The organism is Shewanella yunxiaonensis, assembly GCF_018223345.1.
Taxonomy (GTDB): domain Bacteria; phylum Pseudomonadota; class Gammaproteobacteria; order Enterobacterales; family Shewanellaceae; genus Shewanella; species Shewanella yunxiaonensis.
Map to the genome: position 1 here is coordinate 1069194 of NZ_CP073587.1, position 21217 is coordinate 1090410.

At 44.0% G+C, this 21217-nt stretch carries 20 protein-coding genes and 1 pseudogene; 6 read left to right on the top strand and 15 right to left on the bottom strand.

The window, feature by feature from the left end:
* Positions 1-63: 63 nt before the first annotated feature.
* On the bottom strand, positions 64-933 hold the full coding sequence (locus KDN34_RS04980; protein ID WP_212595817.1) for a 1,4-dihydroxy-2-naphthoate polyprenyltransferase: 870 nt from the start codon (positions 931-933) through the stop codon (positions 64-66).
* A gap of 227 nt (positions 934-1160) precedes the next feature.
* On the opposite strand from KDN34_RS04980, the gene KDN34_RS04985 reads away from it, so the two are divergent.
* From KDN34_RS04985 to KDN34_RS04995, 3 genes are all read left to right on the top strand, one after another.
* A complete protein-coding gene (locus KDN34_RS04985; protein WP_212595818.1) occupies positions 1161-2042 on the top strand; it encodes an SDR family oxidoreductase in 882 nt (293 codons plus the stop codon).
* 73 nt (positions 2043-2115) lie between these two features.
* Complete coding sequence (gene tesB / locus KDN34_RS04990; RefSeq protein WP_212595819.1) at positions 2116-2991, top strand: acyl-CoA thioesterase II; 876 nt, start codon at positions 2116-2118, stop codon at positions 2989-2991.
* A 4-nt stretch (positions 2992-2995) separates the two neighbouring features.
* Positions 2996-3403 carry a YbaY family lipoprotein gene (locus KDN34_RS04995; protein WP_212595820.1) on the top strand — a complete coding sequence of 136 codons (408 nt, stop codon included), beginning with the start codon at positions 2996-2998 and terminating at the stop codon, positions 3401-3403.
* 50 nt (positions 3404-3453) lie between these two features.
* On the opposite strand, the gene KDN34_RS05000 is transcribed toward KDN34_RS04995, so the two are convergent.
* The 5 genes and pseudogenes from KDN34_RS05000 to KDN34_RS05020 form a co-directional block, all read right to left on the bottom strand.
* Positions 3454-5457: a methyl-accepting chemotaxis protein gene (locus KDN34_RS05000; RefSeq protein WP_212595821.1), complete on the bottom strand. Its 2004-nt coding sequence runs from the start codon at positions 5455-5457 to the stop codon at positions 3454-3456.
* 523 nt (positions 5458-5980) lie between these two features.
* Complete coding sequence (locus KDN34_RS05005; protein ID WP_212595822.1) at positions 5981-6535, bottom strand: chalcone isomerase family protein; 555 nt, start codon at positions 6533-6535, stop codon at positions 5981-5983.
* 18 nt (positions 6536-6553) lie between these two features.
* Positions 6554-7033, bottom strand: coding sequence for a DUF2947 domain-containing protein (locus KDN34_RS05010; RefSeq protein ID WP_212595823.1), 480 nt, complete (start codon positions 7031-7033; stop codon positions 6554-6556).
* Positions 7034-7279: 246 nt separating this feature from the next.
* Positions 7280-8443, bottom strand: a pseudogene (locus KDN34_RS05015) (IS256 family transposase); the annotation flags it as partial.
* A gap of 98 nt (positions 8444-8541) precedes the next feature.
* Complete coding sequence (locus KDN34_RS05020) at positions 8542-9000, bottom strand: hypothetical protein (protein ID WP_212595824.1); 459 nt, start codon at positions 8998-9000, stop codon at positions 8542-8544.
* A gap of 191 nt (positions 9001-9191) precedes the next feature.
* Here KDN34_RS05020 and KDN34_RS05025 point away from each other — a divergent pair, with 191 nt between their 5' ends.
* Both KDN34_RS05025 and KDN34_RS05030 read left to right on the top strand, forming a co-directional pair.
* Positions 9192-10223, top strand: coding sequence for an IS630 family transposase (locus KDN34_RS05025; protein ID WP_212595825.1), 1032 nt, complete (start codon positions 9192-9194; stop codon positions 10221-10223).
* A gap of 369 nt (positions 10224-10592) precedes the next feature.
* Positions 10593-11900, top strand: coding sequence for a tyrosine-type recombinase/integrase (locus tag KDN34_RS05030; RefSeq protein WP_212595826.1), 1308 nt, complete (start codon positions 10593-10595; stop codon positions 11898-11900).
* Positions 11901-12066: 166 nt separating this feature from the next.
* On the opposite strand, the gene KDN34_RS05035 is transcribed toward KDN34_RS05030, so the two are convergent.
* From KDN34_RS05035 to KDN34_RS05070, 8 genes are all read right to left on the bottom strand, one after another.
* Complete coding sequence (locus tag KDN34_RS05035) at positions 12067-13011, bottom strand: hypothetical protein (RefSeq protein ID WP_212595827.1); 945 nt, start codon at positions 13009-13011, stop codon at positions 12067-12069.
* 91 nt (positions 13012-13102) lie between these two features.
* Positions 13103-13657: a hypothetical protein gene (locus KDN34_RS05040; RefSeq protein WP_212595828.1), complete on the bottom strand. Its 555-nt coding sequence runs from the start codon at positions 13655-13657 to the stop codon at positions 13103-13105.
* A complete protein-coding gene (locus tag KDN34_RS05045; RefSeq protein ID WP_212595829.1) occupies positions 13657-14238 on the bottom strand; it encodes a ComF family protein in 582 nt (193 codons plus the stop codon). Before KDN34_RS05045 ends, KDN34_RS05040 begins: the two co-directional genes overlap by 1 nt.
* A 587-nt stretch (positions 14239-14825) precedes the next feature.
* On the bottom strand, positions 14826-15140 hold the full coding sequence (locus KDN34_RS05050) for a hypothetical protein (protein WP_212595830.1): 315 nt from the start codon (positions 15138-15140) through the stop codon (positions 14826-14828).
* 87 nt (positions 15141-15227) lie between these two features.
* Positions 15228-16004: an NERD domain-containing protein gene (locus tag KDN34_RS05055; RefSeq protein WP_212595831.1), complete on the bottom strand. Its 777-nt coding sequence runs from the start codon at positions 16002-16004 to the stop codon at positions 15228-15230.
* A 202-nt stretch (positions 16005-16206) separates the two neighbouring features.
* Positions 16207-17955, bottom strand: coding sequence for a replication endonuclease (locus KDN34_RS05060; protein ID WP_212595832.1), 1749 nt, complete (start codon positions 17953-17955; stop codon positions 16207-16209).
* Positions 17948-18286, bottom strand: a complete 339-nt coding sequence (locus KDN34_RS05065) for a hypothetical protein (RefSeq protein WP_228730426.1) — start codon at positions 18284-18286, stop codon at positions 17948-17950. Before KDN34_RS05065 ends, KDN34_RS05060 begins: the two co-directional genes overlap by 8 nt.
* Positions 18287-18564: 278 nt before the next feature.
* Positions 18565-18753, bottom strand: coding sequence for a helix-turn-helix domain-containing protein (locus KDN34_RS05070; protein ID WP_212595833.1), 189 nt, complete (start codon positions 18751-18753; stop codon positions 18565-18567).
* 248 nt (positions 18754-19001) lie between these two features.
* Between KDN34_RS05070 and KDN34_RS05075 the strand changes: the two genes are divergently transcribed.
* Positions 19002-20042: an IS481 family transposase gene (locus KDN34_RS05075; RefSeq protein ID WP_212594394.1), complete on the top strand. Its 1041-nt coding sequence runs from the start codon at positions 19002-19004 to the stop codon at positions 20040-20042.
* Positions 20043-20074: 32 nt separating this feature from the next.
* Here the strand turns inward: KDN34_RS05075 and KDN34_RS05080 are convergent, their stop codons facing one another.
* On the bottom strand, positions 20075-21217 hold the full coding sequence (locus KDN34_RS05080; protein ID WP_212595834.1) for a hypothetical protein: 1143 nt from the start codon (positions 21215-21217) through the stop codon (positions 20075-20077).

Here is a 21217-nt window from a genome sequence, read left to right on the forward strand (position 1 = left end):
AGTTCAAGGTCGGAAAATAAAAAGGCTTCCAATGGAAGCCTTTTGATTACCTGGAAAAGGTTCTCAGAACATTAATCCCACACTAAATAACGCGCTGAACATCATGGTCAGTTTTGCGGTTTTACCCAGCAGCGGATTAAGTGCGGCACCTGAACCCTGATAGAAATCATAAGATAATTTGCGCGCCATAATCAGCGACAATCCCGCCAGCAATACTGGAAATCCTGGCAATTGTCCGAGCAAGAAGCCTGCAATGATCAGCCCAAACGGCAGATATAACAGCGCCTGATACAGCACCCGAGCCTGAGCCTCCCCAATGCGTACCGCCAGTGTTTTCTTTCCGGCTTTGGTATCGGTCATAATATCGCGGGTATTATTGACTAACATTATTGCGGCATTCAGTAAGCCAACCGCGCAACCCAACAGCCAGGAAGCGGTAGTGGTCACCCCAGCTTGTAGGTAATAACTGCCAACCACAGCCACCAAGCCAAAGAAGACAAATGCGGCGAGTTCACCTAGGCCATGGGAGGCCAGTGGATAGGGGCCACCGCTATAGCCCAAAGCTCCAAGCATGGATGCTGCAGCAAGAATGGCGATTGGCCAGCCACCGTGCCATATAAGATAACTGCCTACCGCTAATGATAACAACAGACATAACACCATGGCATTGCGGACTTTATAAGGCGCTAGCATACCGCTTTGGGTTACGCGGGTTGGCCCTATACGATCTTCAGTATCAATCCCATTCTTAAAATCGAAATAGTCATTTGCCAGATTTACCGCGATTTGCAATAGCAGCGCACAGGTCATCGATGCGATAGCAACAACCCAACTAAATTTCTCCAAAGGCAGTGCCATCATGTTGCCAATCAGTAGTGGCCCTGCCGCAGCTGGCAGAGTCCGAGGGCGTATTGCCAAAAACCAAGGATTCATGTTCACGTTTCACATTTACCGAGTTACTACTGTATATAGGATATCAAGAAGCCATGCGAAAGTTAGCACAATCGGATAAATGCATGTAAAAGAGTTTGAAACAGCGCACATTTGTTAGGCGACTATCCAAGAAAAATACAGTCATAATGGATCTGTAGTAGTAACGAAATTGGTGTAAATAAGCCGTAAATCTATCCCGGCATCAATATGCTCAGGAGATTGACATTATGCGTTTCCAGCACAGGACTGCAGTAGTTACGGGCGCCGCCTCAGGATTAGGCCGAGCATTTGCAATCGCATTGGCTCAACGCGGTACCCAGATTGCGCTTATCGACAATCAGGATTGTCGGGAAACTGCGGCGGCCATCGCCGCGTTGGGTGCCGAAGTGAAATATTGGTACTGCGACGTCACTAACGAAACTCAGGTGGAAGAGGTTTGTCACCAAGTCATACAGCAATTTGCCAAAGTGGATTTCTTGCTGTTATGTGCCGGTGTGCATAAGTCAGCTCCGTTTGAAAAAATCACCATGAATGAATGGCGGCGCCAGATAGATGTCGATCTTACCGGCAGTTTTCTTTTTTGCCGCGCATTCTGGGGCATGATGAAGCAGCAGGCTTTTGGCCGCATTTTGATGCTAACGGGTGCCAGTGGTTTGTTTGGCGATCAATTTGAGGCTGCTTATTCCAGTGCAAAAATGGCGTTAATTGGTTTGGTTAACAGCCTTAGTCTGGAAGGGCAAAGCTACAACATCTGTGTTAACAGTCTCTGTGCCCAAGTCGTGACCGGCATGACCGCGCATCATATGGCTGATGATGTCGGAGCCATGTTTTCGATTGAAGCACCGGTTGCTGCTGCCATGTACCTGCTGGGCGATTCCGCCCCCACCGGACAGCATGTGTTAGCCGCTGCGGGCAGTGTGAGTTGTGTGCGCTTGGCGGAAACCGCTCCCGCTTATTTTACTGCCGATGATTGTACCCCTGAGCTGGTGGGTAAGACCTGGCCTAAACTCAGTAAAGCCCATCCTTTAAGTTTTGAGAAAAGTGGTGAAGAACAGATAGTCAAATGGGCGAGAAACGCCTGTCGTGAACATGGTGTGCTACTAGAATAATTCCCAAAGCTGGCGTTTAACTGCATGTCTGCGTTACTCTTTATCGTTAATGATTAAGCGTTGATGGGACACTATGAGCCAAGTATTAAATGAGCTGTTATCACTGCTGACACTGGAACCGGTAGAAATGGGCTTGTTCCGTGGTCAGAGTCAGGATTTAGGCTTCGGCCATGTTTTTGGTGGCCAAGTGATGGGGCAGGCGTTAAGCGCTGCTAGACAAACCGTTCCCCCAGAGCGTCAAGTCCATTCGTTGCATTCATATTTTCTGCGCGCCGGGGATGAAACCTTACCCATTGTTTATGATGTGGAAAATATGCGTGATGGCGGTAGCTTTAGCGCTCGCCGGGTAAAGGCGATTCAGAAGGGACGCCCCATATTTTATATGACCTGCTCGTTTCAGGAGCCTGAAACTGGTTTTGATCATCAAGCCAGTATGCCTAAGGTGCCAGGACCTGATGGGTTACTGAACCAGCAGGAACTTGCCATGACGATGCGTGACCGAGTTCCGGCAAAAATTCTTGAAAAATTTTTAGCCGATTCACCAATTGAGATGCGCATGGTCAATCCGCTCAATCCCGTTGCGCCGGCGGTTTCAGAACCGACCCGTTACGTGTGGATGAGAGCGAATGGTGAGTTGCCCGCAGAACATTGTATGCATGACTACTTGCTGGCCTACGCCTCAGATTTTAATTTCCTGGTAACAGCCGTTCAGCCGCATGGGGTGTCTTTTTTAACGCCTGGAGTGCGAATGGCTACCATTGATCATGCGATGTGGTTTCATCGACCAGTCAATATGAGTGAGTGGCTGTTGTACGCGGTGGATAGTCCAAATGCTTATGGTGGTCGCGGTTTTGTCCGTGGTCAGTTCTTTAACCAACAGGGGCTGTTGGTAGCATCTGCTTCGCAGGAAGGACTTATTCGAATGACAAATCCTAAAATGGAAGGATAGAAAAATGCGGATAATGAAATCACTATTGATGGCTGCGAGTGGATTGTGGTTGGCTGGGTGCGTCACAGTAGAACCGCCTGCACCTGTTGTGGTAAATGGCGCCGCCTCTTATCGTGAGAAAATCATGTTACCGGATGGCTGTAGTATCACTATGGCGATCATTGATTTAGACACGCCAGGCGCAATCATTGCTCAAAAGACCTTTAACGTCGCCCGGGTACCGGTGCCATTTAAGTTTATCCTGCCAGCAGACTCGCTGAACCGTAAAACCAACTATGGCGTGGTGGCCATGATCATCTATCAAGGGAAAGTGATTTTTCAGACCTACGATCGTTACCCTGTGATCAATAACGGTAAGTACACTACCGAAGTCATGATGAAAGCTGTGCCCATAGCAAATTTACAACGCTAATCAATAGCACGATAAAAAAGGCGCAGTTAGCGCCTTTTTTATCGTTAATATCAAACCCGGAACACCCCGATTTGGCGTTTTAGCGCTGCGGCTACGTCTGCCAGCTCCTGCGCTGACTTCACTGTCTCATGCGCTCTGGTGTCGCCTTCTCTGGCTAATTCCGTTATCTCATGCAGGTTACGAGTCACTTCATCGGCTACAGCACTTTGTTGTTCAGTCGCACTGGCTATGCTGCTGACAGAGATAGCCAGCGAAGCGATACGCTCAGTGATGGCACTCAGCTGTTGATTGGCAGCTTCACCTTGATTCGCTGAACTGTTACCGAGTTCATGACTCTGTGTCATACGGGAAGCGGTATCTTTTATCTTTGCTTGCAGATGCACAATGGTTTGACTGATTTCGGAGATCGATGCCTGTGTTCTGCTGGCAAGTGTGCGAACCTCATCGGCAACTACGGCGAAACCACGGCCTTGTTCGCCGGCGCGAGCCGCTTCAATGGCAGCATTCAGCGCTAAAAGGTTAGTTTGTTCAGCAATACCATTGATCACATCAGTGATGGTGTTGATGGCTTCGCTTTCTTTCGCCACGCCTTCAACCGCCTGCTGACTCAAATTGAGTTGCTGTGCCAGTGTTTTAAGGCTATCCACAACCTGCCTAAGTTGCTGGTGACCATCGCGAGAAGCACTGTCTACTTCAGCGCTCTGTTCGGCACTCTGTCCCGCATGGTTGGCAACATCACGAATCGAAGTCGACATCTCTTCAATAGCAGTGGCGATCTGATCGGTTTGTCCCATCAGTGCTTTCGCTTCTTCGCCATTGAGTTTAGCAATTTCCTGTGCTTGTTCTGCCTGATAATCTACGGTCTGTACAGAGTTGAGCAGTTCTTGAATCAATTGCCGTAAGTTTTGTGTCATGTGACGCGCACTGGCGGTGATACGACTGACTTCATTATTGCTTTGACTATCTGTGGCCGGAAGGTCGACACTTAAATCGCCTTTACCTAACTCTTCCATATGTAGTTGCAGACGCCGCAGTGGCTTGACCGTGTTAAGCAATACCAATGATAAAAATGCGGTAATTGCCAAAATACCGACAAATGACGCCGCAGTATTTATCAGCAATAACGTTGTGCTTTCTTCATTCAATTCTTTGGCTTTTACCTTGCCAACCAGTAGCCACTGCCATCCTGGAATAACGTCACTCATCGCGTACATTGGTGTCCCATCAGCGCTTTGGTATTGTTGTAGGTTGTGGTCGTTGAGTAATGCTTGTAGTGGCAGTCCATCCAATTGGGCGGCTGTAGGCTTTTCTCCTTCAGGTAAGATGTTATCAGCCACAACTGACTGCTCCTGATTTAACAGACTATAGCTGCCGCTTTCTTCTATGCGCAATTGTTTAACTGCTTGTTTGATTTGGGCCAACGATTCACTGATATCAAAACCTGTGTAGAGTATGCCCACCACGGTGCCTTGTTTATCTTTAATGGCGCGATACTCAGTCATATAATCTTTACCGAATAAATTGGCATAGCCTTTATAATTTTCGCCATTGAGCAGCTTGTTGTAACCAGGGTGATTTTTCCCAAGATAGGTCCCGACTGCGCGTGTCCCATCGGCTTTTTTCAGTGAGGTAGAGATCCGCAGGAAGTCATCTCCATCTTTTACAAAGACGGTGGCATTTCCGCCGGTAAGGTTGGCAAAACGGTCCACTTTGCTGATAGATGAATTCACCAGCTCATTGTTGTGTTTCAGTGTCGGGGTCGCTTTACCCATCACATCGGTGGTTTCACCAACGGGTTTAGAAAACTCACCGGGATACATCTCGTTGAATACACTTGCATTACGATCTGCAATTACCAATAAAGATTTGTACTGCAGTTCCAGCAGGTCATTTACGCTGTGCATTTCCTTGGCCATCGCGGAAAGCGCCTTATCTTTTAGCGCCTGCGCTGCGGTTTTGTAGGAAAAGACCCCAACGATACCAAACACCAGTACCGTGAGTATAAATGCGAGCGTCCCAATCTGTTTGGCTATTGGCCAGTTGCGAAAATTCATCTGTTTATCTCTAGTTATAAGTGGTGTTATGCCTGTTTTTCATGTCCCCATCATGCTCATTAAGAACATATTGAATGGAAAACAGGAGGTTGCTCAGGAACGGATGATCACCGTCATTATAGTCTGTATCGGCAGCCGCTTTATTTTCTTGGATCAAATTAGACGCTACTTGATGACAACCGGTCATTTTACAGACAAATGATGCTGCTAGATTGATAAATTTCTTAATATTTATATAAATAACAGTTGGTTACAATGTGGCTAAAGGCTTCGTTAAGTAGGGTGATCTTATGACAGCCACTGCGAATCGAAAATATGGACCACATTTGCATTGTTCTGCAAATCATCGCCACATGTGTTCAGAAATTTATCAGCGTTATCGCGCAGTTGGTGATGGCGCTTTTTATTGTCGGTGTTTACCTTAATGGTAAGTTTGGCGTACAGCAGTCATGTTGTAGTGCGGTGCCGGCCCTGCAATTTCACACTCGTTGTTGAGCGCTGTGGTACTGCAGGGTCTCCAACGTTATTGACCGAGCATTTCTTTTTTCAAACTTTTTTGTGCGGGCTCATCACCTAACCAGATTTTTAACAAGGCTTCTCGAAAGTCTTCACCGGCAATGGTGTCTTTGGCTACGCCGTTTTTGTATGCGGTAACCCCGTGCTGTTTATTCGTGACTAATAAAAACTCGTCGCCGACTTTGATTTCATCTTCAAACAATGCTGTGAAGTGCTTTATTTCCTCGGCAATTGGCTGAGTTTTACCTTCTGTTGCATCATCGAATCCTTCTTCAATGGCGTTACGCATCTTCTCTGATGTAATCAAACCTGAAAGTATTTTCAGGCTTACCACTGCGGAGTTCTCAGATAACACAGCGGTAGCGGTGGTCGCTTTCTCTGGTAAATACAAACCGCCAACATACAAATCCATAAAAAACTTGCTGCGAACTCCGGCACCGTTCAATTGTAGTTGTTGGCTATCGATGGATAGGGCTTCAGGAACTTCAACCCCAGATATTTCCCTCGCAGAGGCAGATACTGACATCATTAGAAACACTAAGCTTAACGGCAACAATTTCATAAAAATCCCCATAAATAATCAGCTGCGTAATCCCAGACGATAGTTACCATCCTGGCTAAACCAAACAGCTTGCCGATGTTGGTTGCTGATTAACAGTGGACCATCGTCGCAGAAGAGAAAACACTTCCAGTGTTGTTTAAAAGTGGCCCAACTGGTTTCTATCACTTCATATTTTTCGATACAAAAATAGACTCGAGTGTCATCAGCCCACGGAATAAACTGGGCGAGGGCTTCTGGCAAATCTGGCTGTTCGCTGTCCCATTGTGATTGCCAGTTGTCAGTATGATGCCAGGTAGATTTACGGTCAGCCCAGTCCCCTTTAGTGAATTGTTCAGCGCAGCTACTTTTGTTGCTGATCCAGCGATTCCATATCTCCATTGAGCTTTTGGCTGTTAATGGTTTGATATCTTCACGGACTATTGCAGGGACCAGAAGTTCATGATGGTTGAAAATCCACTGACGCCGGTATTCAGTTAGCGGAATATAACTAAAGCTCAAAGGGCTCTCCCTGGTTGCATGGCGGCGCCATTATAGTCAATGAGTGCTCAGTAAGCTAACCGGGTTTCATGAATTGCAGGAAAGCAGCATTTATTAGTGAGAAAGTAATGATGTTGTTATCCGAAATCGGCGTGTTCAGGCTCTAAATTACAATCAAAGACTCCGCCGCATAAGCGGCGGCAGCTATTCATACAAGGTTAGGTTGAAAAGTGAGGGCGTTCAGAATTCTGTGTCAGCTAATTAGGGCTAAATATCTAAGAGCTCGTCTAGGCGCCCTTCAAAGTGAATTGCCAATTGCGACAATGTCATATTCCAATTCTGAATGGGCATTGTCCATTTCTTAGAGGCGTTCAATATCCCAGCGTACAGAAGCTTAAGCAAGCTGTTTTCGTTCGGGAAACCACCCTTCGTTTTAGTCAACTTACGGAATTGACGGTGTACCGCCTCAATGGCATTCGTTGTGTAGATGGCCTTACGTACGTATTCTGGGTACTTGAAGTAAACGGATAGATTTAGCCACTTATTTCGCCAGGAGCGTAGCACGATTGGGTACTGGTGACCCCATTTCGATTCTAAGTGTTCCAGCGCCATCTCCGCAGCCTCTTTGCTTACGGCACGGTAGATTGGTTTTAGATCTGCCATGAACTCCTTCTGGTGCTTCGAGGCTACATATTTCATTGAGTTACGCAGCTGGTGAATGATGCACTGCTGAACTTCTGTATCTGGATAAATCGTGGAAATGGCTTCAGGAAAGCCAGTTAAGCCATCCACGCATGCAATTAGGATATCTTTAACGCCTCGGTTATGTAGATCGGTCAGCACTGAAAGCCAATAGTTAGCCCCTTCAGACTCAGACAGGTAAAGACCCAGCAGTTCCTTTTTGCCGTCAATGTTCAACCCTAAAATGGTGTATATCGCTTTGCTAACGTAGCGACCTTCTTCTTTGATTTTATAGTGGATTGCGTCGAGCCAGACAAAAGGATAAATACCATCCAGAGGCCGTTGCTGCCATTCCTTTAGCTGAGGTATCAAACTGTCGGTAATGCTGGATATCGTGGCTTCAGAAACATCTACGCCATACATATCTTCGACATGCCCCCGAATATCGCGGTAGCTCATGCCCAGTGAGAACATGGATAAAATCTTACGGTCAATTTCGTCGGTCAGTTTAGTCTGGTTCTTCTTAACTAATTGAGGCTCAAATGAACCACTGCGATCACGCGGCGTATCAAGTTCGAATGTACCGACAGATGACTTAACGGTTTTCTTGGTGGAGCCATTCTTACGGTTAGGCTGGTCGTCACTTTCCAGATGTTGTTCCAGCTCTGCTTTTAAGGCAACTTCTGTGATCTGCTTGATGAGAGGGGTTAAGAAACCATCTTTGCCTGTTAAATCTTGTCCAGACTGAAGCTTGTTCTAAGTCGAAGTTGGTTGTCATGTGTCATTCCTGTTTTATACATAATACTGAAATGACACAGATTTCTAAACACTACCTGAAAAGTCGATATTTATCTATTCTTCTCTTCTTTAAGCTTTTCCTTTAGCTTTTTACTATGTTTTTCAGCCTGACTTTTTTTATTATCTTGCTGACTTTCGGCACTGTCCTTAGCCTTTTCTTTTTGCCAGTCGGCTTTGTCTTTTACTTCTTCTCGTTTTCGTTCGGCATTGTCTTTAGCCGTTTCACGCTGCCATTCAGCTTTGTCTTGTGCTTCTTCGCGTTTTTGATCTGCTTTGTCCTTTGCCTCTTCGTGCATCATCTGCGCTTTATCTGTTGCGGCAGCATGCTTTTCGTCGGCTTTGTCCTTAGCCTCTTGATGTTTAAGATTAGCCATTTCCTTATTATATTCTGCTTTTTTATCAGTCTGTTGCTTGGTCTTATCAACATTATCTGTCGCGTATGCTTGTGTTATAACTAAAGTGCAAGATGCAGCGACGAGCACTGTTTGAATAATTCGCTTTAGTTTCATGATGTTTGTTCCTAATTGGTCTGGTTAAAATTCCTTAAAGTAACTACAGCTTAGCGTAGTCTCGCGCCAATTGGGTCATTTGCGTTCTAAATAGCTGTTCCGAAGTGTAGATCACCTGCGAAGGGAACTCAGTGTGAAATGAGCGATCAGATAAGTCGCCAAACCACACTTTACACACACCCACACTGAGTATGAACAGAATAACATTGATTGATCGTGCCGCGCGACGCCGATTAGAGAAAATCGTCCAGCGAAGCAAAGATAAGCGTTTCAGCCGTCGAGCAAATGCTGTGTTACTTGTGCATCAAGGACTATCCCGACAGACAGTCGCAAGCTTGCTTAGCGCGGCTCGTTCTTCTGTAAATCGCGGGTGTAGCAAGTATAACGAACTGGGGATAAACGGATTGAAAGATGCCGAACTGGGTAAACCACCGTACTTACCCGGCGATGCCATAGTGAAGCTGCTACATTTTCTAATCCCTTGCTCACCACAAGATTTAGGCTATCAGCGTAGTCGTTGGAGTACCGAATTGCTCGCCAAAGTATTGCGAAAACATGCAGGAATTCATATTCATAGTTCGACGTTACGCCGGTGGATGCCAGAACTCGGGATAGTATGGCGACGGGCCGCGCCGACACTAAGAATTCGAGATCCACATAAGGACGAAAAGTTAGCGGCAATTAAAGCGGCTCTGGATAACTGCAATGCCGATAATCCTGTCTTCTATGAAGACGAAGTTGATATCCATTTAAACCCTAAGATAGGTGCAGATTGGGGCTTTCGAGGGAAACAACGGTTAGTGGCAACACCTGGCCAGAACGAAAAATATTATCTTGCGGGGGCCTTACATGCCGACACAGGCACAGTGAAATATGTAGGCAGCGACTCAAAATGTTCGGCGTTATTTATTAAGCTGATGGAATTGCTTCGGAAGAGCTATCGCAAAGCAAAAACTATCACGTTAATCGTGGATAATTACATCATTCATAAGAGCAAAAAAGTGCAGGCTTGGCTAAGCAACAATCCCAAGTTCACACTCCTGTTTCAGCCCGTTTATAGTCCTTGGGTGAATAAAATTGAGAAGCTGTGGCATGCACTTCATGAAACGGTGACACGCAATCATAAGTGTTCGCAGATGTGGCAGTTGCTACGTAGGGTGAGGCGATTTATGGAAACCGCTTCACCCTATCCGGGAAACCTACATGGATTGGCAGAGCTGTAGCAGAATTAGGATCAGTTATTTAGAAAATCTAACCTTCACTAAATACACTCTGATATGTGTTAAATGCCTATAGGTAATGAGTTTTTTTTTATGAAATTTGGCAAACGAGGTGTTAAAAGTGGCGAAGAGTATTTAGAAAATGAAACTGGGGTTTTGTAACTGAGAATTTTTCGAAGACATCTTGTTAGAAAAATAGCTGGTCTCCCCACAGGAGAGATTTTGGACTTTACTCTACCTTAATGAAAGTTAATTAATACTTATTTATCAATAAGATAGTGATTTATGGTATGTATGTATTTTAACCAAAATTATGCTAAATTAACCCATAAGGCGGCACATAGGCGGCACAGGATTTAGAGTTAAGTATATATGATCCAAGAGAATAGTTTCACAAAACGTGTGTTCGAGTCACTAAAAACTCCCGAAAAACGCTACAGAGTGCCTGATTTTGGCCACCGTGAGTCGGTGAACGGCCTGTTTTTAGAGGTTATGCCTTCCGGCAAGAAGGTTTTCCGCTTCCGCCGTAAGCACTTAGGTAAAGACACCTCCGTCACGATTGGCGAGTTTCCTAACGTCACCATTGAGAATGCTCGCAAGCTGGCGAAGCAAATCGCCTATCAGTTTTCCAGTGGCGAAAATCCCAACGAGGCCAAGCGACAGGCCAAAGAAGAGCTCGCTCGTCAGGAGGCGTTAGCCATGACAGTGCAGGAGCTGTTTGATGCCTGGGTAATCGAGTTTCAGCTCCGGATAAAAGTGGGGGAGCGAAGGGCTAAATCATTACAGGATGCGCTTTCTACTTGGAGCAATCATCTACAGGAGCCGATAGGTGGGCTACCGATCTCCGCAATAGACGTCAGTGAAGCGGAGAACCTGCTCAAGCGCATCTTAATCAAAACTTCGGGATCGGTGCGCAATAAATGCCTGACGTTGATGAAGTCGCTCTATGCCGGACAAGGGGAAAACCCATTTGCCAAGATCCGTAAGCTGACGGAAGTGAAACGCGAGCGCATTTTAAATCAGGATGAGATGCAGCGATTGTTGGCTGCTTTGGAAGATGAACCGGAAATTCACCGCGATATCGTGATGATGCTGTTACTGACCGGACAGCGCAAAAGCTGTGTGCTCAGTATGGAGTGGCACGAGATCGATCACCAGCGCGGCATTTGGTTGATTCCCACCTCCAAGATGAAAGCGAAAAAAGCGCACGCTGTGCCGTTGACCAAAGAAGCGATGGAAATTTTACAGCGGCGCAGCTCGAATGCCGAGGCAGGGCAAAAGTATGTCTTTCCCTCTTTGCTAACTAAAGTTGGTCACGTGACCGAACGGTCAGGAGAACATAGCTTCTGGTATCGCATTACGGAAAAAGCAGGCTTACGCGGTGAGGGCAGAGGTGAGAGTGTCACTATTCACGACTTACGGCGCACTATCGCAAGTTGGAGTGTCATGCGTGGCGGCAACATTCAAACCACCAGTAAACTGTTAGGGCATAGTGATATCAGTATTACCGCCAGTACATATGCCCATTTGGATATTGAGCAGGTCAGGCGTGAGCTTGGGATTACCACAGCACAGCTTTTAGGGACTGCGCAGCATGAGTCTAAGGTTGATAGGTTAGTAAGGGAAATCGAATCCTTGACTACTGATGAAAAGATGGAGCTTTTTAGCCGTTGTAACTAATAATTGCGATGGTTAACTTTATTTGTTATTGGGACAAAAACGATCTAGATTCCTAACTTTAATTCGTGAGTTCCGGATTAAAATCCCTATGGATTAACGCCCGCGTAATGGCCTGGTTTGGAGCGCCAGCGGAAAATCAGCCCCAATTGACGCGTTTGTTAGGGCATTAGGTGAATAATGTGCCTTGACCTTCCATATACTTTTTCGCATGCCGGTATTTTTTTCCTTGTGATGTTTCTATGGAAGTAGAGCCATCAATTTTTTCGATCACGGTTGTTACAGCATATCCAGTTACTTTAACATCACCAACTTCATCTAATTCTCGGTCTATTCGCAATATGCAAATTATGGATGACCCGTGCTGAAAGGGGATATTGTCTAGTAGCACCATATCTTTGAACGCAAGATCAAGCATATCAAAACCAATTGGTTGGTCATTGTATATCCCTTTCCATTTATACTTCCCATCCTTGAGTACAGGAGAGACGATTTCTATTTCGGCTTCAACTTCTTCAGCTCTCAGTTTATTGCTATTAAGGACATATTTTCTAAAGTCGCGCCGTTCTACCTGCCGCTCATCAGTTTGCGGGACAAAGTTGGCGTTGAGTACAGAGAAGCCAATTTTGCTAACTTCCTGTTTCTTGCTGAGGGCGGCGTAGAAGTTAGATTTTCTCTTAATGATCTTTAGATTTTTAGAGAGGTGCTTGGCTGTTTTTTCTATTGCTTCAGGTGAAGGACCGGCCGCCTTTACTTCTTCCCTTAATTTTTGAATATTGAGCTTAGACTCTTCGATTTGGAGTCTGTTAAGCTCTTTTTCTAACGCTTCCTTTTCTGACTCGTGAAGCATTGGTGCTATTGTAAGCATTAATTGAGCGACGAGCAGAACTACAGTAATCGCATTGGCGTTACCTTTAATAACGTCCCAGAACTCCCGAAAACCACCTTCTCTAGCCGCAGTTGCAACAAGCTCAGCTTCAATATCTAAAATGGCTGATATTTCGGAGATAATTGCTAGAAGCTCAGCTTCACATTTATTCCTGAGAAATGCATTAATTTGATGAGACTCATCATTTAGGTAGTAATGCAGTTCAAATTTATTCGCAACTTCCATATTAGACTCTCATTATTCGATTACTGGGCTGCTCTAACGCCTAGATCAGGTGCGCCGTAGGCGTCACCTGGATTTTCTTGTTAGGCCAAAACTAGAATAATTTACTTTGCTCATTTTTTAGTGACATGATTTTGTCTTGAACTTTTAGCTTTGCGTCAGCTTTTTTTAGCGCAAACTCACTCATGTGGGTTAAAAGCTGTTCCAGTCCGGTAATCTCTTTAACTTTTTCAAATATTTTGGATTTATTAACAAAAACCAATGAGTTCTTATTTCTTTGGAGAAGCTCAAGAACGTTACTCAGAGTTCCTGTGCTCTTTGTATCCCAAATCATTAAACCGTAATCACAGTCAATTGACATTTCTATGTCCTTAACTGTGAAATAGGCTCTAGTACCAGGTTGAGCGGTAGTTTCAACTTTCTTTACTTCCCATCTACCAATATTATTTCTTGGTTGTGAGCCTGTGCAATAGACAAAGACGTTGTTGTAACTATGACTTTTAAGATATTCTTGCACTGAGCTATCAACCCCATCAGCATCACCAACAAGAATGATATAACCTTGCTCGATAATGTTATCAATTCTCTTCAACACAAGCGGGTCAAGATTTTTTATTTTCATTGACCCAGAAATAAAGACCTTTTTCATTATCGTTTCCTACTGATGACTGCAACATAAATTTTTCTTATTTTATCATGTTGTTGAAGAACGGTAGTTGCAGCTTCTAACGATGACCCTGTATCAAACAGATCATCAACAATTAAGACATCATATAAGCCAGTATGTAATAAGTCATTAATTGTAAAGGCACTTACTAGGGTTGAAACTTTGTCATCCCTAGACGCAATATCTTTCATTTGCGGTGTTGCTTTCGATTTTACAAGTAAATTCTCATAGCATGGGATAGACATTTTTTGAGCTAATGACCTAGCAATTTCTGTGACAGGCTGTCTGGCTCGTACTTTAGATGCTGGCATAGGAATAACAAGAGAAGAGCTTCCAAAGTAACCTGAGAAAGAATCATAAAGCTGCTGAGCTATGGGCTCGACCTGACTGAAGTCGTCTCGATATTTGAGTTGAAATAATGCCTCGCCGGGTTCCGAACGAGTTGTATCAAACACTGGATGTCCCCATTCATTTTCCCCAATGCAAACACTATGTAGTACGTGCTTTGCAAGTGAATAACCTAAAGTCCAGTTTCCTTGAATCTCTCTAATATCAACTTCCATATTTACTCCGAAGATATTTGTTACAAAGGGCCTAACATTTTATTAGTGCGCATGCGCGTTTACCTCATTAGACCAGTAAAAACGCGCATCGTTAACTTGTTGTATTAAAAAGAAGTTATCAGCTTTTTCTCAAATACACCATCCAGAAAAACGCGCATGCGCGTTTTCCAAACCAATTATCTAGCTAATGGAAAATATAAGTGCTTAATTTTAATGTTATTTATTTTGGCAATAATGAGAAAGTGCGCACGAATATTGACTAAAAATCGGTCAAAATGCTTGCGAGTTCGATATGACTGTATACCTGTCCAGTTTTTAGGCGTCTTGGTGAGCTACACCACACGGGATATATGGATAAAATTTTTAGGTCGCAAAGTCCGTTTGTTGCTGCTCCACCGAAATACAAACAGGCTTTAATAACGCAACCTTCTACTTCTAACGTCCATTAAAAATGGGATGATTACCGGGGCATATCTGCGTTAGCCGAGGTCCAGCAGCGACCACAGGCAGAAAACTCTAGTTTAGGATGTCAGTGAGAAAGGGATGTTTACACTAGGCTTTGTTATGCATGGCTATTAATTTTCATCCTATTTTCGATATTTGGACATATCTATTCCGGCAGCAGTACAGGAGTCTATTGTTTTTATCTCGTATTCTTCTGTTGCTGAATGTGAATATTGATCAAGCCAAAACTTACAGATTTGTAGCTTTTCCCGTTGTTGTTCTTTAGCTGTTTTAGGTATGTGTGACCCTAGTTTTTTGTCATCCTTTAATGCCTTGTATATTTGATCTTTAAAAGCATTGATTGGAAGTTTCAGAGCATCATCAATTGTATTGGCATAGCTAGAGCTGTACATTGACAACATTGGAATTATTGCAATTACCAGCGACTGAACTTTCATTTCAATGTGTAATCCTTATGCATAACTTATACTTGTGAGGCCGAAAAGCGGTCCCTCATCTAGTATTTTTTATGTTATTGCTCTTGTTCACTTAATATTAATAATGCCACGACAGCGTGGATAATTAGAGCAACCCAAAAATTGTTTACCTGCGTTGTCACCTTTTTTCACTTCACGCATGACCATATGACCACCGCATTTAGGGCAGAGATTTTGAGTTTCGCGTTCTGCTATTTTTTGCTTGAGATGAGCCACATGCGCACGATCAGTTTTGAATGATGGCGTTAAACGACCACTTTCGATTTTAGCGATTATCTCTTTGACTTGAGGCTCTGTGAGAACAGGGGCAGTTTTGGATTTAATGTAACGAACATAGCCACCGCCAGATGTCACATTCTCTGGCATTTCTGTTTTAAAGGTCGAATCACCCATAAAGGTAATCACAGAAAAAATCTGTTGATCATTCAGACCCAATAACGACTCAAGAGTTTTTGTATGTTTGTAATTTTGGAATAGCGGATTTTGAAAATTATGTGTTACTTTGAAAATCTTTTGAGTCCAAGTTCTTTGATCCTTATTGCCAAAAATCCAACCTTTCATGTTCTTTGTTTCAATTACAAACACGCCATAAATTGAAACAATGACATGATCTATTTGAGTAGTGCCACCATCAGTTGGAAGCGTCACATTTTTAATGAGATGGTAGGTTTCTTTATCAAGTCTGATTTTTGCTGCCGTATTTACTAAAAACTCACCAAATTTACCTTTATACCATGGCGTTTTCAGGAAAGTTACGATTAGTAGAATTGCTAAGTAGATATATAAATAATCGTAAAAAGGCTTAAGAATTACACTGTAGTCCATGTGTTCTCGCTTTAAATTACATAACCTTTGTGCGAATTCGCTAAAGAATCTAAATTGAAGGCACAGCTACCGCACGGGCTGATGACAGCGCATCGTCCTTGATGTTAAATGTTTCGTACATTAATGTAACAACTTCAACCGAGTTTACCAACCACTTTTCTGTTAGGTTTCAGTACAGTTATTGACAGAACTCCAAGTAAGATCAGTCAGTGCTTACTGCACGAGAAAGCGTCCATTCATGGGGGCGTGTAATCACTTCAACCCCAAGGCTTACAATTCCCTTCAGCCTTTTTAGTGCTTCATCGCCATATCTGTTGAATTTGATTTCCCGAAAATTGCCGGAATGTTCCGGAATAGTTTCCTGCATCATTCCCGCGTTTGTTCCGAAATGGCTCGGGATTCCAGGAATTGTATTGCCGTATGATTCCTGAGTGTTTTCATGGAAAATTGCAGGAATGCCGGAATCTATTCCCGAATTTGCTGGAATGGTTTCAGGAGTCTGCTTGCAGATTTGAAGCTGTTCATATAGAGGACGTGCTGTTTGTTCTTTGCGCTTGCAGAAGACGCCACCCATGAGTTCGGTATAAAGTTGCCAATCACTTTGGTCTGCTGCTTTACGGAGTTGTTCAATCAACTCCGGACCATTTTCCGGAATAGCTTTGAGTCGGCGAAGTTCACGCCAAGGAGTAACACTTGCGCCGCCGATTTGTTGAAACTGGCGAATACCCCAACAAGAAGCCCAGGCTCGAATACGAACTGCAGAGGTTTTAGCATCTTTCCCGTAACTGTCGGCATCTATACCTTCACCATCAATATTCTTTGAAACATACTTGGCAACGTACCCGGTAGCAGAGCCCTTTTTTGGATCTATGTATTCCACTTTTAAACGGTGTTTTTCTGCACCTTGTTCATCGCCGTCTTCCTCAAAGCAGTAATGTTTAAAGATATTCACTAGGGCTTGTTCTTGTTTAGGCTTTAGGAATAACAATAAATGCCAATGTGGTGTACCGTCATGGTGTGGTTCTGCAATGCGGAAACCAAATGCAGCAATTCCTTGTCGTTTCATTTCGGCACGGATTCTGGCAAATGTTAGGTTTAGATATTGCTGGCCATCTAGCGGAGTGGCGTTGTTCCATGTGGGGTTGGCATCTCCTGTTTTAGAAAATGCACGATGATATTTCGACGGACAGGTCATGGTAAGGAATAGTGCTGAGAATTGACTTTTATTAGCGTAGTCTTCAAATCCACGCATTCTTACCATTAACTCGGCGCGGCGGATTTTGGGATTTGATACATTAAGGCTAGAAAGTTCCGCAAGACTCATACTGAAACCGTCTTCATTGATAGCGATAGTCTCTTGCAGGAAATTTTTTGTGTGCCAGCGTTGGTTCTCGTATAACTTTTTAGAGGTTTCACTGATATAGATACCTCGTTGCTTGTTTACCAAATTTAGGTGGCGTGCAATGCTTTCAATCTGTCGGCTATGTTGCGTCCCGAGTTTCTGTTGCCACCATCTTTCATCCATCGCTCGGTTAATTACGCCGCGCACCTTCAGGGCTTGAACATCAGTTAAAGTGCCCATTTTCAGCGCTTCGCGTACGTCTTTGTTGAGTGGTTTAGGTTCGATGCTGTGAGCCGCCAAGAAGCGCGTAATTGCATAGTAAGCGAAAACAAGCTGCTTATTGGATTCGATAAACAGGGTTAAGCATTCACGGGAGCGGCGTTTGGCAATTAGGCGGCGATCACGGTCTTCCACGTTAACGGTGTAAAAGCGCTTATCTTTGCCAAGAATTGTCGCTATCGCTTCGCGAGTTTCGAGAATGCTCAGATTTGATGACTGTCGGGTTGGCAGTTTTACATACTCTTCCATAATGCGTTTTTTGAACGCACTGGGTAGTCCGTTAAGTTGGTTATTAACCCACTTATGATCATGTGGATGGACTTCAGGCATGAGCTTGTCCCTCCAACTGTTCAGCGAGCTGTCGCCCTTTGCTGTTTAGCGTGAGTGATGTCCAGCGTAACCCCGTTACGAATAGATCTCGTTCTTGGGTGAGTCCTTCCCGTTTAAGGCGATAGATAGTGCGCTTTGAAAAGTGACCGGCAAAGCCTGCTAATTCAGCCACAGTACCGAGGTCAGGGCAGACTTCGGTACAAAGCTCGACCGAATTACCATTAGCTAACCAAAACAGCAGGTCGATTTGTTCGGTGCTTAGTTTGGTATCAATTCGGTCTGTTCGGTTTTCCGTTTGGTTAACGGTTCGGTTAGTGATTCGGTTACTCATTCGGTTCGCCCTCCGTATCAAGTACCGAATTCGGTTTAGTACTCGGTGTTAATTCGGTAGCGGTTGAACCTGTTACGTAATGGCGCGGATCTCGTAACGGTGGCTTGGACTCGTTAACGAGTACCGAATCCGTTAACGGGTACACATCGTTTGATTGGATTTGTTCCGTTACGGGGTCTCGCATTGATAATGGAATGTCTTCAGGCCGAAACTTTATAACGTCACGAATCCTGATTAGCTGAAACAACATGAGTAAATGTGTCAGCATCGTTAAGAGGTTAGAGAGTGTGTTCATAAACCCTCCCATCAATGAATGCGTCAATGTCGGCTTGGCGATACATTACGCGACGACCGACTTTGACAAAGCGGAGAGGGTAGCGACCAGTACAGCGCCACACTGACAGAGTGCCTTCAGTCACACCGAGCATCTCGGCGACCTGTTGAGGGGTTAAAAGTGAATTGATCATTGTTGCTCCTGATTAAAGTAATGAGGTCAGGAGCGAGATTAGGTAAGTGGAGTTAAAGAGTATTCACATGACAGGGTGTGAAAGTACTACAACACCCTGTAAAAGTACTACCACACCCTGTGGTAGTACTAAACAATTACTGTAGCTGTATTAGTCCAGACTAGATCTGACACATCATCTTGAAAAGATGAGAGTTACCCGTTTTGATAAAGGTGTCGAATCTTAAATCAAAACATAAGGCAACTCTCATGCTTCATACTAACAATCCGATTATCAAACACAAAGCGGGTTTACTCAATCTCGCAGCAGAACTGGGAAACGTTTCTAAGGCCTGTAAGGTGATGGGCGTATCTCGAGACACCTTCTATCGCTACCAGGAATTGGTTGAAAGTGGTGGTGTTGAATCGCTTATCAATCAGTCCAGAAGAGCGCCTAACCTCAAGAACCGTGTCGATGATGCAACCGAACAAGCCGTCATCGCACATGCGATAGCATTTCCTGCCCACGGCCAATCACGCACCAGTAATGAACTGCGCAAAACAGGCGTATTTGTGTCGGCGAGTGGTGTTCGTTCTATCTGGCTGCGGCACGATTTAGAGAACTTCAAAAAGCGCTTAAAGGCTTTGGAAGCCAAGGTCGAGCAAGAAGGTATTATCTTGTCAGATGCGCAGGTCGCAGCGCTGGAACGCAAGCAACAGGATGATGAAGCTTGTGGTGAAATTGAAACCTTCCATCCAGGCTATTTGGGCTCGCAAGATACGTTCTATGTCGGCAATCTTAAAGGTGTTGGTCGCATCTATCAGCAGACCTTCGTTGATACCTATAGCAAGGTAGCATTTGCCAAGCTGTACACAACGAAAACGCCTATCACTTCGGCTGATTTGCTCAATGACCGAGTGCTGCCGTTCTTTGAGGCTCAAGCATTACCCATGCTGCGTATTTTGACTGACCGAGGAACAGAATACTGTGGCAAAGTAGAGCAACACGACTATCAGTTGTACCTAGCGATTAACGACATAGAGCACACCAAAACTAAGGCGCGTCATCCGCAAACCAATGGTATCTGTGAACGCTTCCATAAAACGATTTTGAATGAGTTTTATCAGGTAACGTTTCGTAAAAAGCTTTACGGAAATATGGAGGAACTGCAAAAAGATCTGGACGAATGGCTGGCGTATTACAACAATGAACGGACTCATCAGGGAAAAATGTGTTGTGGCCGAACACCAATGGCGACACTCGTTGATGGGAAAGCGATTTGGGCTGAAAAGAATTTAGCTCAAATCTAATCTGACGGAGGCACCAGAAAAATGGGTAACTGTCAGATCAGGTCTGAGCTAGTACACTGTAGCCAACGATAATTATGCCCCTTATTTAGCAGGGATTGCTTGAGTCGATGCTTGATTTCATCTGATGCTCTTTGGTAGATAGTTTTCAGATCATTGTCATAAGCTTTCTCACTGAAACCTCTATCTTTAGCCTTCTGATACCAATCATATCCTAAGTCAAACTTTCCAGTTTCCATGTGAATTGCACCTAATAAGGTACATGGTCTGAAATCTAATGATGATGTTTGATGTGCTTCATTTCCCAATCGAATCCCTTTTTCATATTCCTTGAGGTCTCGGCAAACACCACCATAGGTGGTGAGCAGCGCAGAATGAAGTTTTTTGTTTTTTAATGTAGTTTTAAAAGGGTAATGCTGATCCAATTCCTTTTTAATTTTACTTAAATTTTCCGCTTTCCTATACGAGGCGCTAGCATTCACAAGGTCCCACGGTTTATGTTCCTGCCTCCATCGTTTAAATTGTTGTTGTCCTTGTTGAAGGTAGTAATGTTTTTCGATCAGATCGTTACAGAAGCCATATTCTTTTAACCAATTAAAATCTTGTTGAGTGATTGCACGGTGTTTCAGCGTACGTAAAATTTTTTCAGCTTTGGAGCCCTTTCGAATACCGAATGAGTCAAACTCATCGAAGTCTACGTATAGTTCTTTATGTGCTTCTCGAATATCTTTTAACTCTTTTTGTTGTGCTTCTTGAATTGCTTTTAACTGTTCATACTTGGCTTTTTTTTCTTGCTCAATGGCTTCTTGCTTACGAGCTTCAATCTGGTCAAATTTCTCTTGGTAGCGAGATAAAATGGACTGTGCTTCTGATAGATTAGTAGCTTCAGCTACTTCAGTCCCTCTTTCGGCGAGAAGTCTTTTTATCCACGTTTTCAATGAAATGCTTTCATCTAGAAGAGTTTTTGCCCTTTCTTCGCAGCGATTACTCATTACTGAGTTGTATAAATAAGTGGTTTTAATTCCAAGAGCGATAGACAGCTGTTTTAAATCAGATTCACTTACATTTATCTCCTGAGTCCTTAGATAGTTTACGAACAGATTTAGATAAGCGTTATAAATCGGATATCGTGAACGAGGAAAAATAAATCTTAAGCTTGAGGTCTCAACTAGTTCCAT

What these genes read in the sequence shown, in the direction of transcription:
- tesB (WP_212595819.1), top strand. Translation starts at nt 2,116, where the DNA reads ATGAGCCAAGTATTAAATGAGCTGTTATCACTGCTGACACTGGAACCG.
- KDN34_RS05000 (WP_212595821.1), bottom strand. Translation starts at nt 5,457, where the DNA reads ATGAATTTTCGCAACTGGCCAATAGCCAAACAGATTGGGACGCTCGCA.
- KDN34_RS05005 (WP_212595822.1), bottom strand. Translation starts at nt 6,535, where the DNA reads ATGAAATTGTTGCCGTTAAGCTTAGTGTTTCTAATGATGTCAGTATCT.
- KDN34_RS05030 (WP_212595826.1), top strand. Translation starts at nt 10,593, where the DNA reads ATGATCCAAGAGAATAGTTTCACAAAACGTGTGTTCGAGTCACTAAAA.
- KDN34_RS05080 (WP_212595834.1), bottom strand. Translation starts at nt 21,217, where the DNA reads ATGGAACTAGTTGAGACCTCAAGCTTAAGATTTATTTTTCCTCGTTCA.
- KDN34_RS05055 (WP_212595831.1), bottom strand. Translation starts at nt 16,004, where the DNA reads ATGGACTACAGTGTAATTCTTAAGCCTTTTTACGATTATTTATATATC.
- KDN34_RS05035 (WP_212595827.1), bottom strand. Translation starts at nt 13,011, where the DNA reads ATGGAAGTTGCGAATAAATTTGAACTGCATTACTACCTAAATGATGAG.
- KDN34_RS05020 (WP_212595824.1), bottom strand. Translation starts at nt 9,000, where the DNA reads ATGAAACTAAAGCGAATTATTCAAACAGTGCTCGTCGCTGCATCTTGC.
- KDN34_RS05065 (WP_228730426.1), bottom strand. Translation starts at nt 18,286, where the DNA reads ATGAGTAACCGAATCACTAACCGAACCGTTAACCAAACGGAAAACCGA.
- KDN34_RS05025 (WP_212595825.1), top strand. Translation starts at nt 9,192, where the DNA reads ATGAACAGAATAACATTGATTGATCGTGCCGCGCGACGCCGATTAGAG.
- KDN34_RS04995 (WP_212595820.1), top strand. Translation starts at nt 2,996, where the DNA reads ATGCGGATAATGAAATCACTATTGATGGCTGCGAGTGGATTGTGGTTG.
- KDN34_RS05050 (WP_212595830.1), bottom strand. Translation starts at nt 15,140, where the DNA reads ATGAAAGTTCAGTCGCTGGTAATTGCAATAATTCCAATGTTGTCAATG.
- KDN34_RS04980 (WP_212595817.1), bottom strand. Translation starts at nt 933, where the DNA reads ATGAATCCTTGGTTTTTGGCAATACGCCCTCGGACTCTGCCAGCTGCG.
- KDN34_RS05060 (WP_212595832.1), bottom strand. Translation starts at nt 17,955, where the DNA reads ATGCCTGAAGTCCATCCACATGATCATAAGTGGGTTAATAACCAACTT.
- KDN34_RS05040 (WP_212595828.1), bottom strand. Translation starts at nt 13,657, where the DNA reads ATGAAAAAGGTCTTTATTTCTGGGTCAATGAAAATAAAAAATCTTGAC.
- KDN34_RS05045 (WP_212595829.1), bottom strand. Translation starts at nt 14,238, where the DNA reads ATGGAAGTTGATATTAGAGAGATTCAAGGAAACTGGACTTTAGGTTAT.
- KDN34_RS05075 (WP_212594394.1), top strand. Translation starts at nt 19,002, where the DNA reads ATGCTTCATACTAACAATCCGATTATCAAACACAAAGCGGGTTTACTC.
- KDN34_RS04985 (WP_212595818.1), top strand. Translation starts at nt 1,161, where the DNA reads ATGCGTTTCCAGCACAGGACTGCAGTAGTTACGGGCGCCGCCTCAGGA.
- KDN34_RS05070 (WP_212595833.1), bottom strand. Translation starts at nt 18,753, where the DNA reads ATGATCAATTCACTTTTAACCCCTCAACAGGTCGCCGAGATGCTCGGT.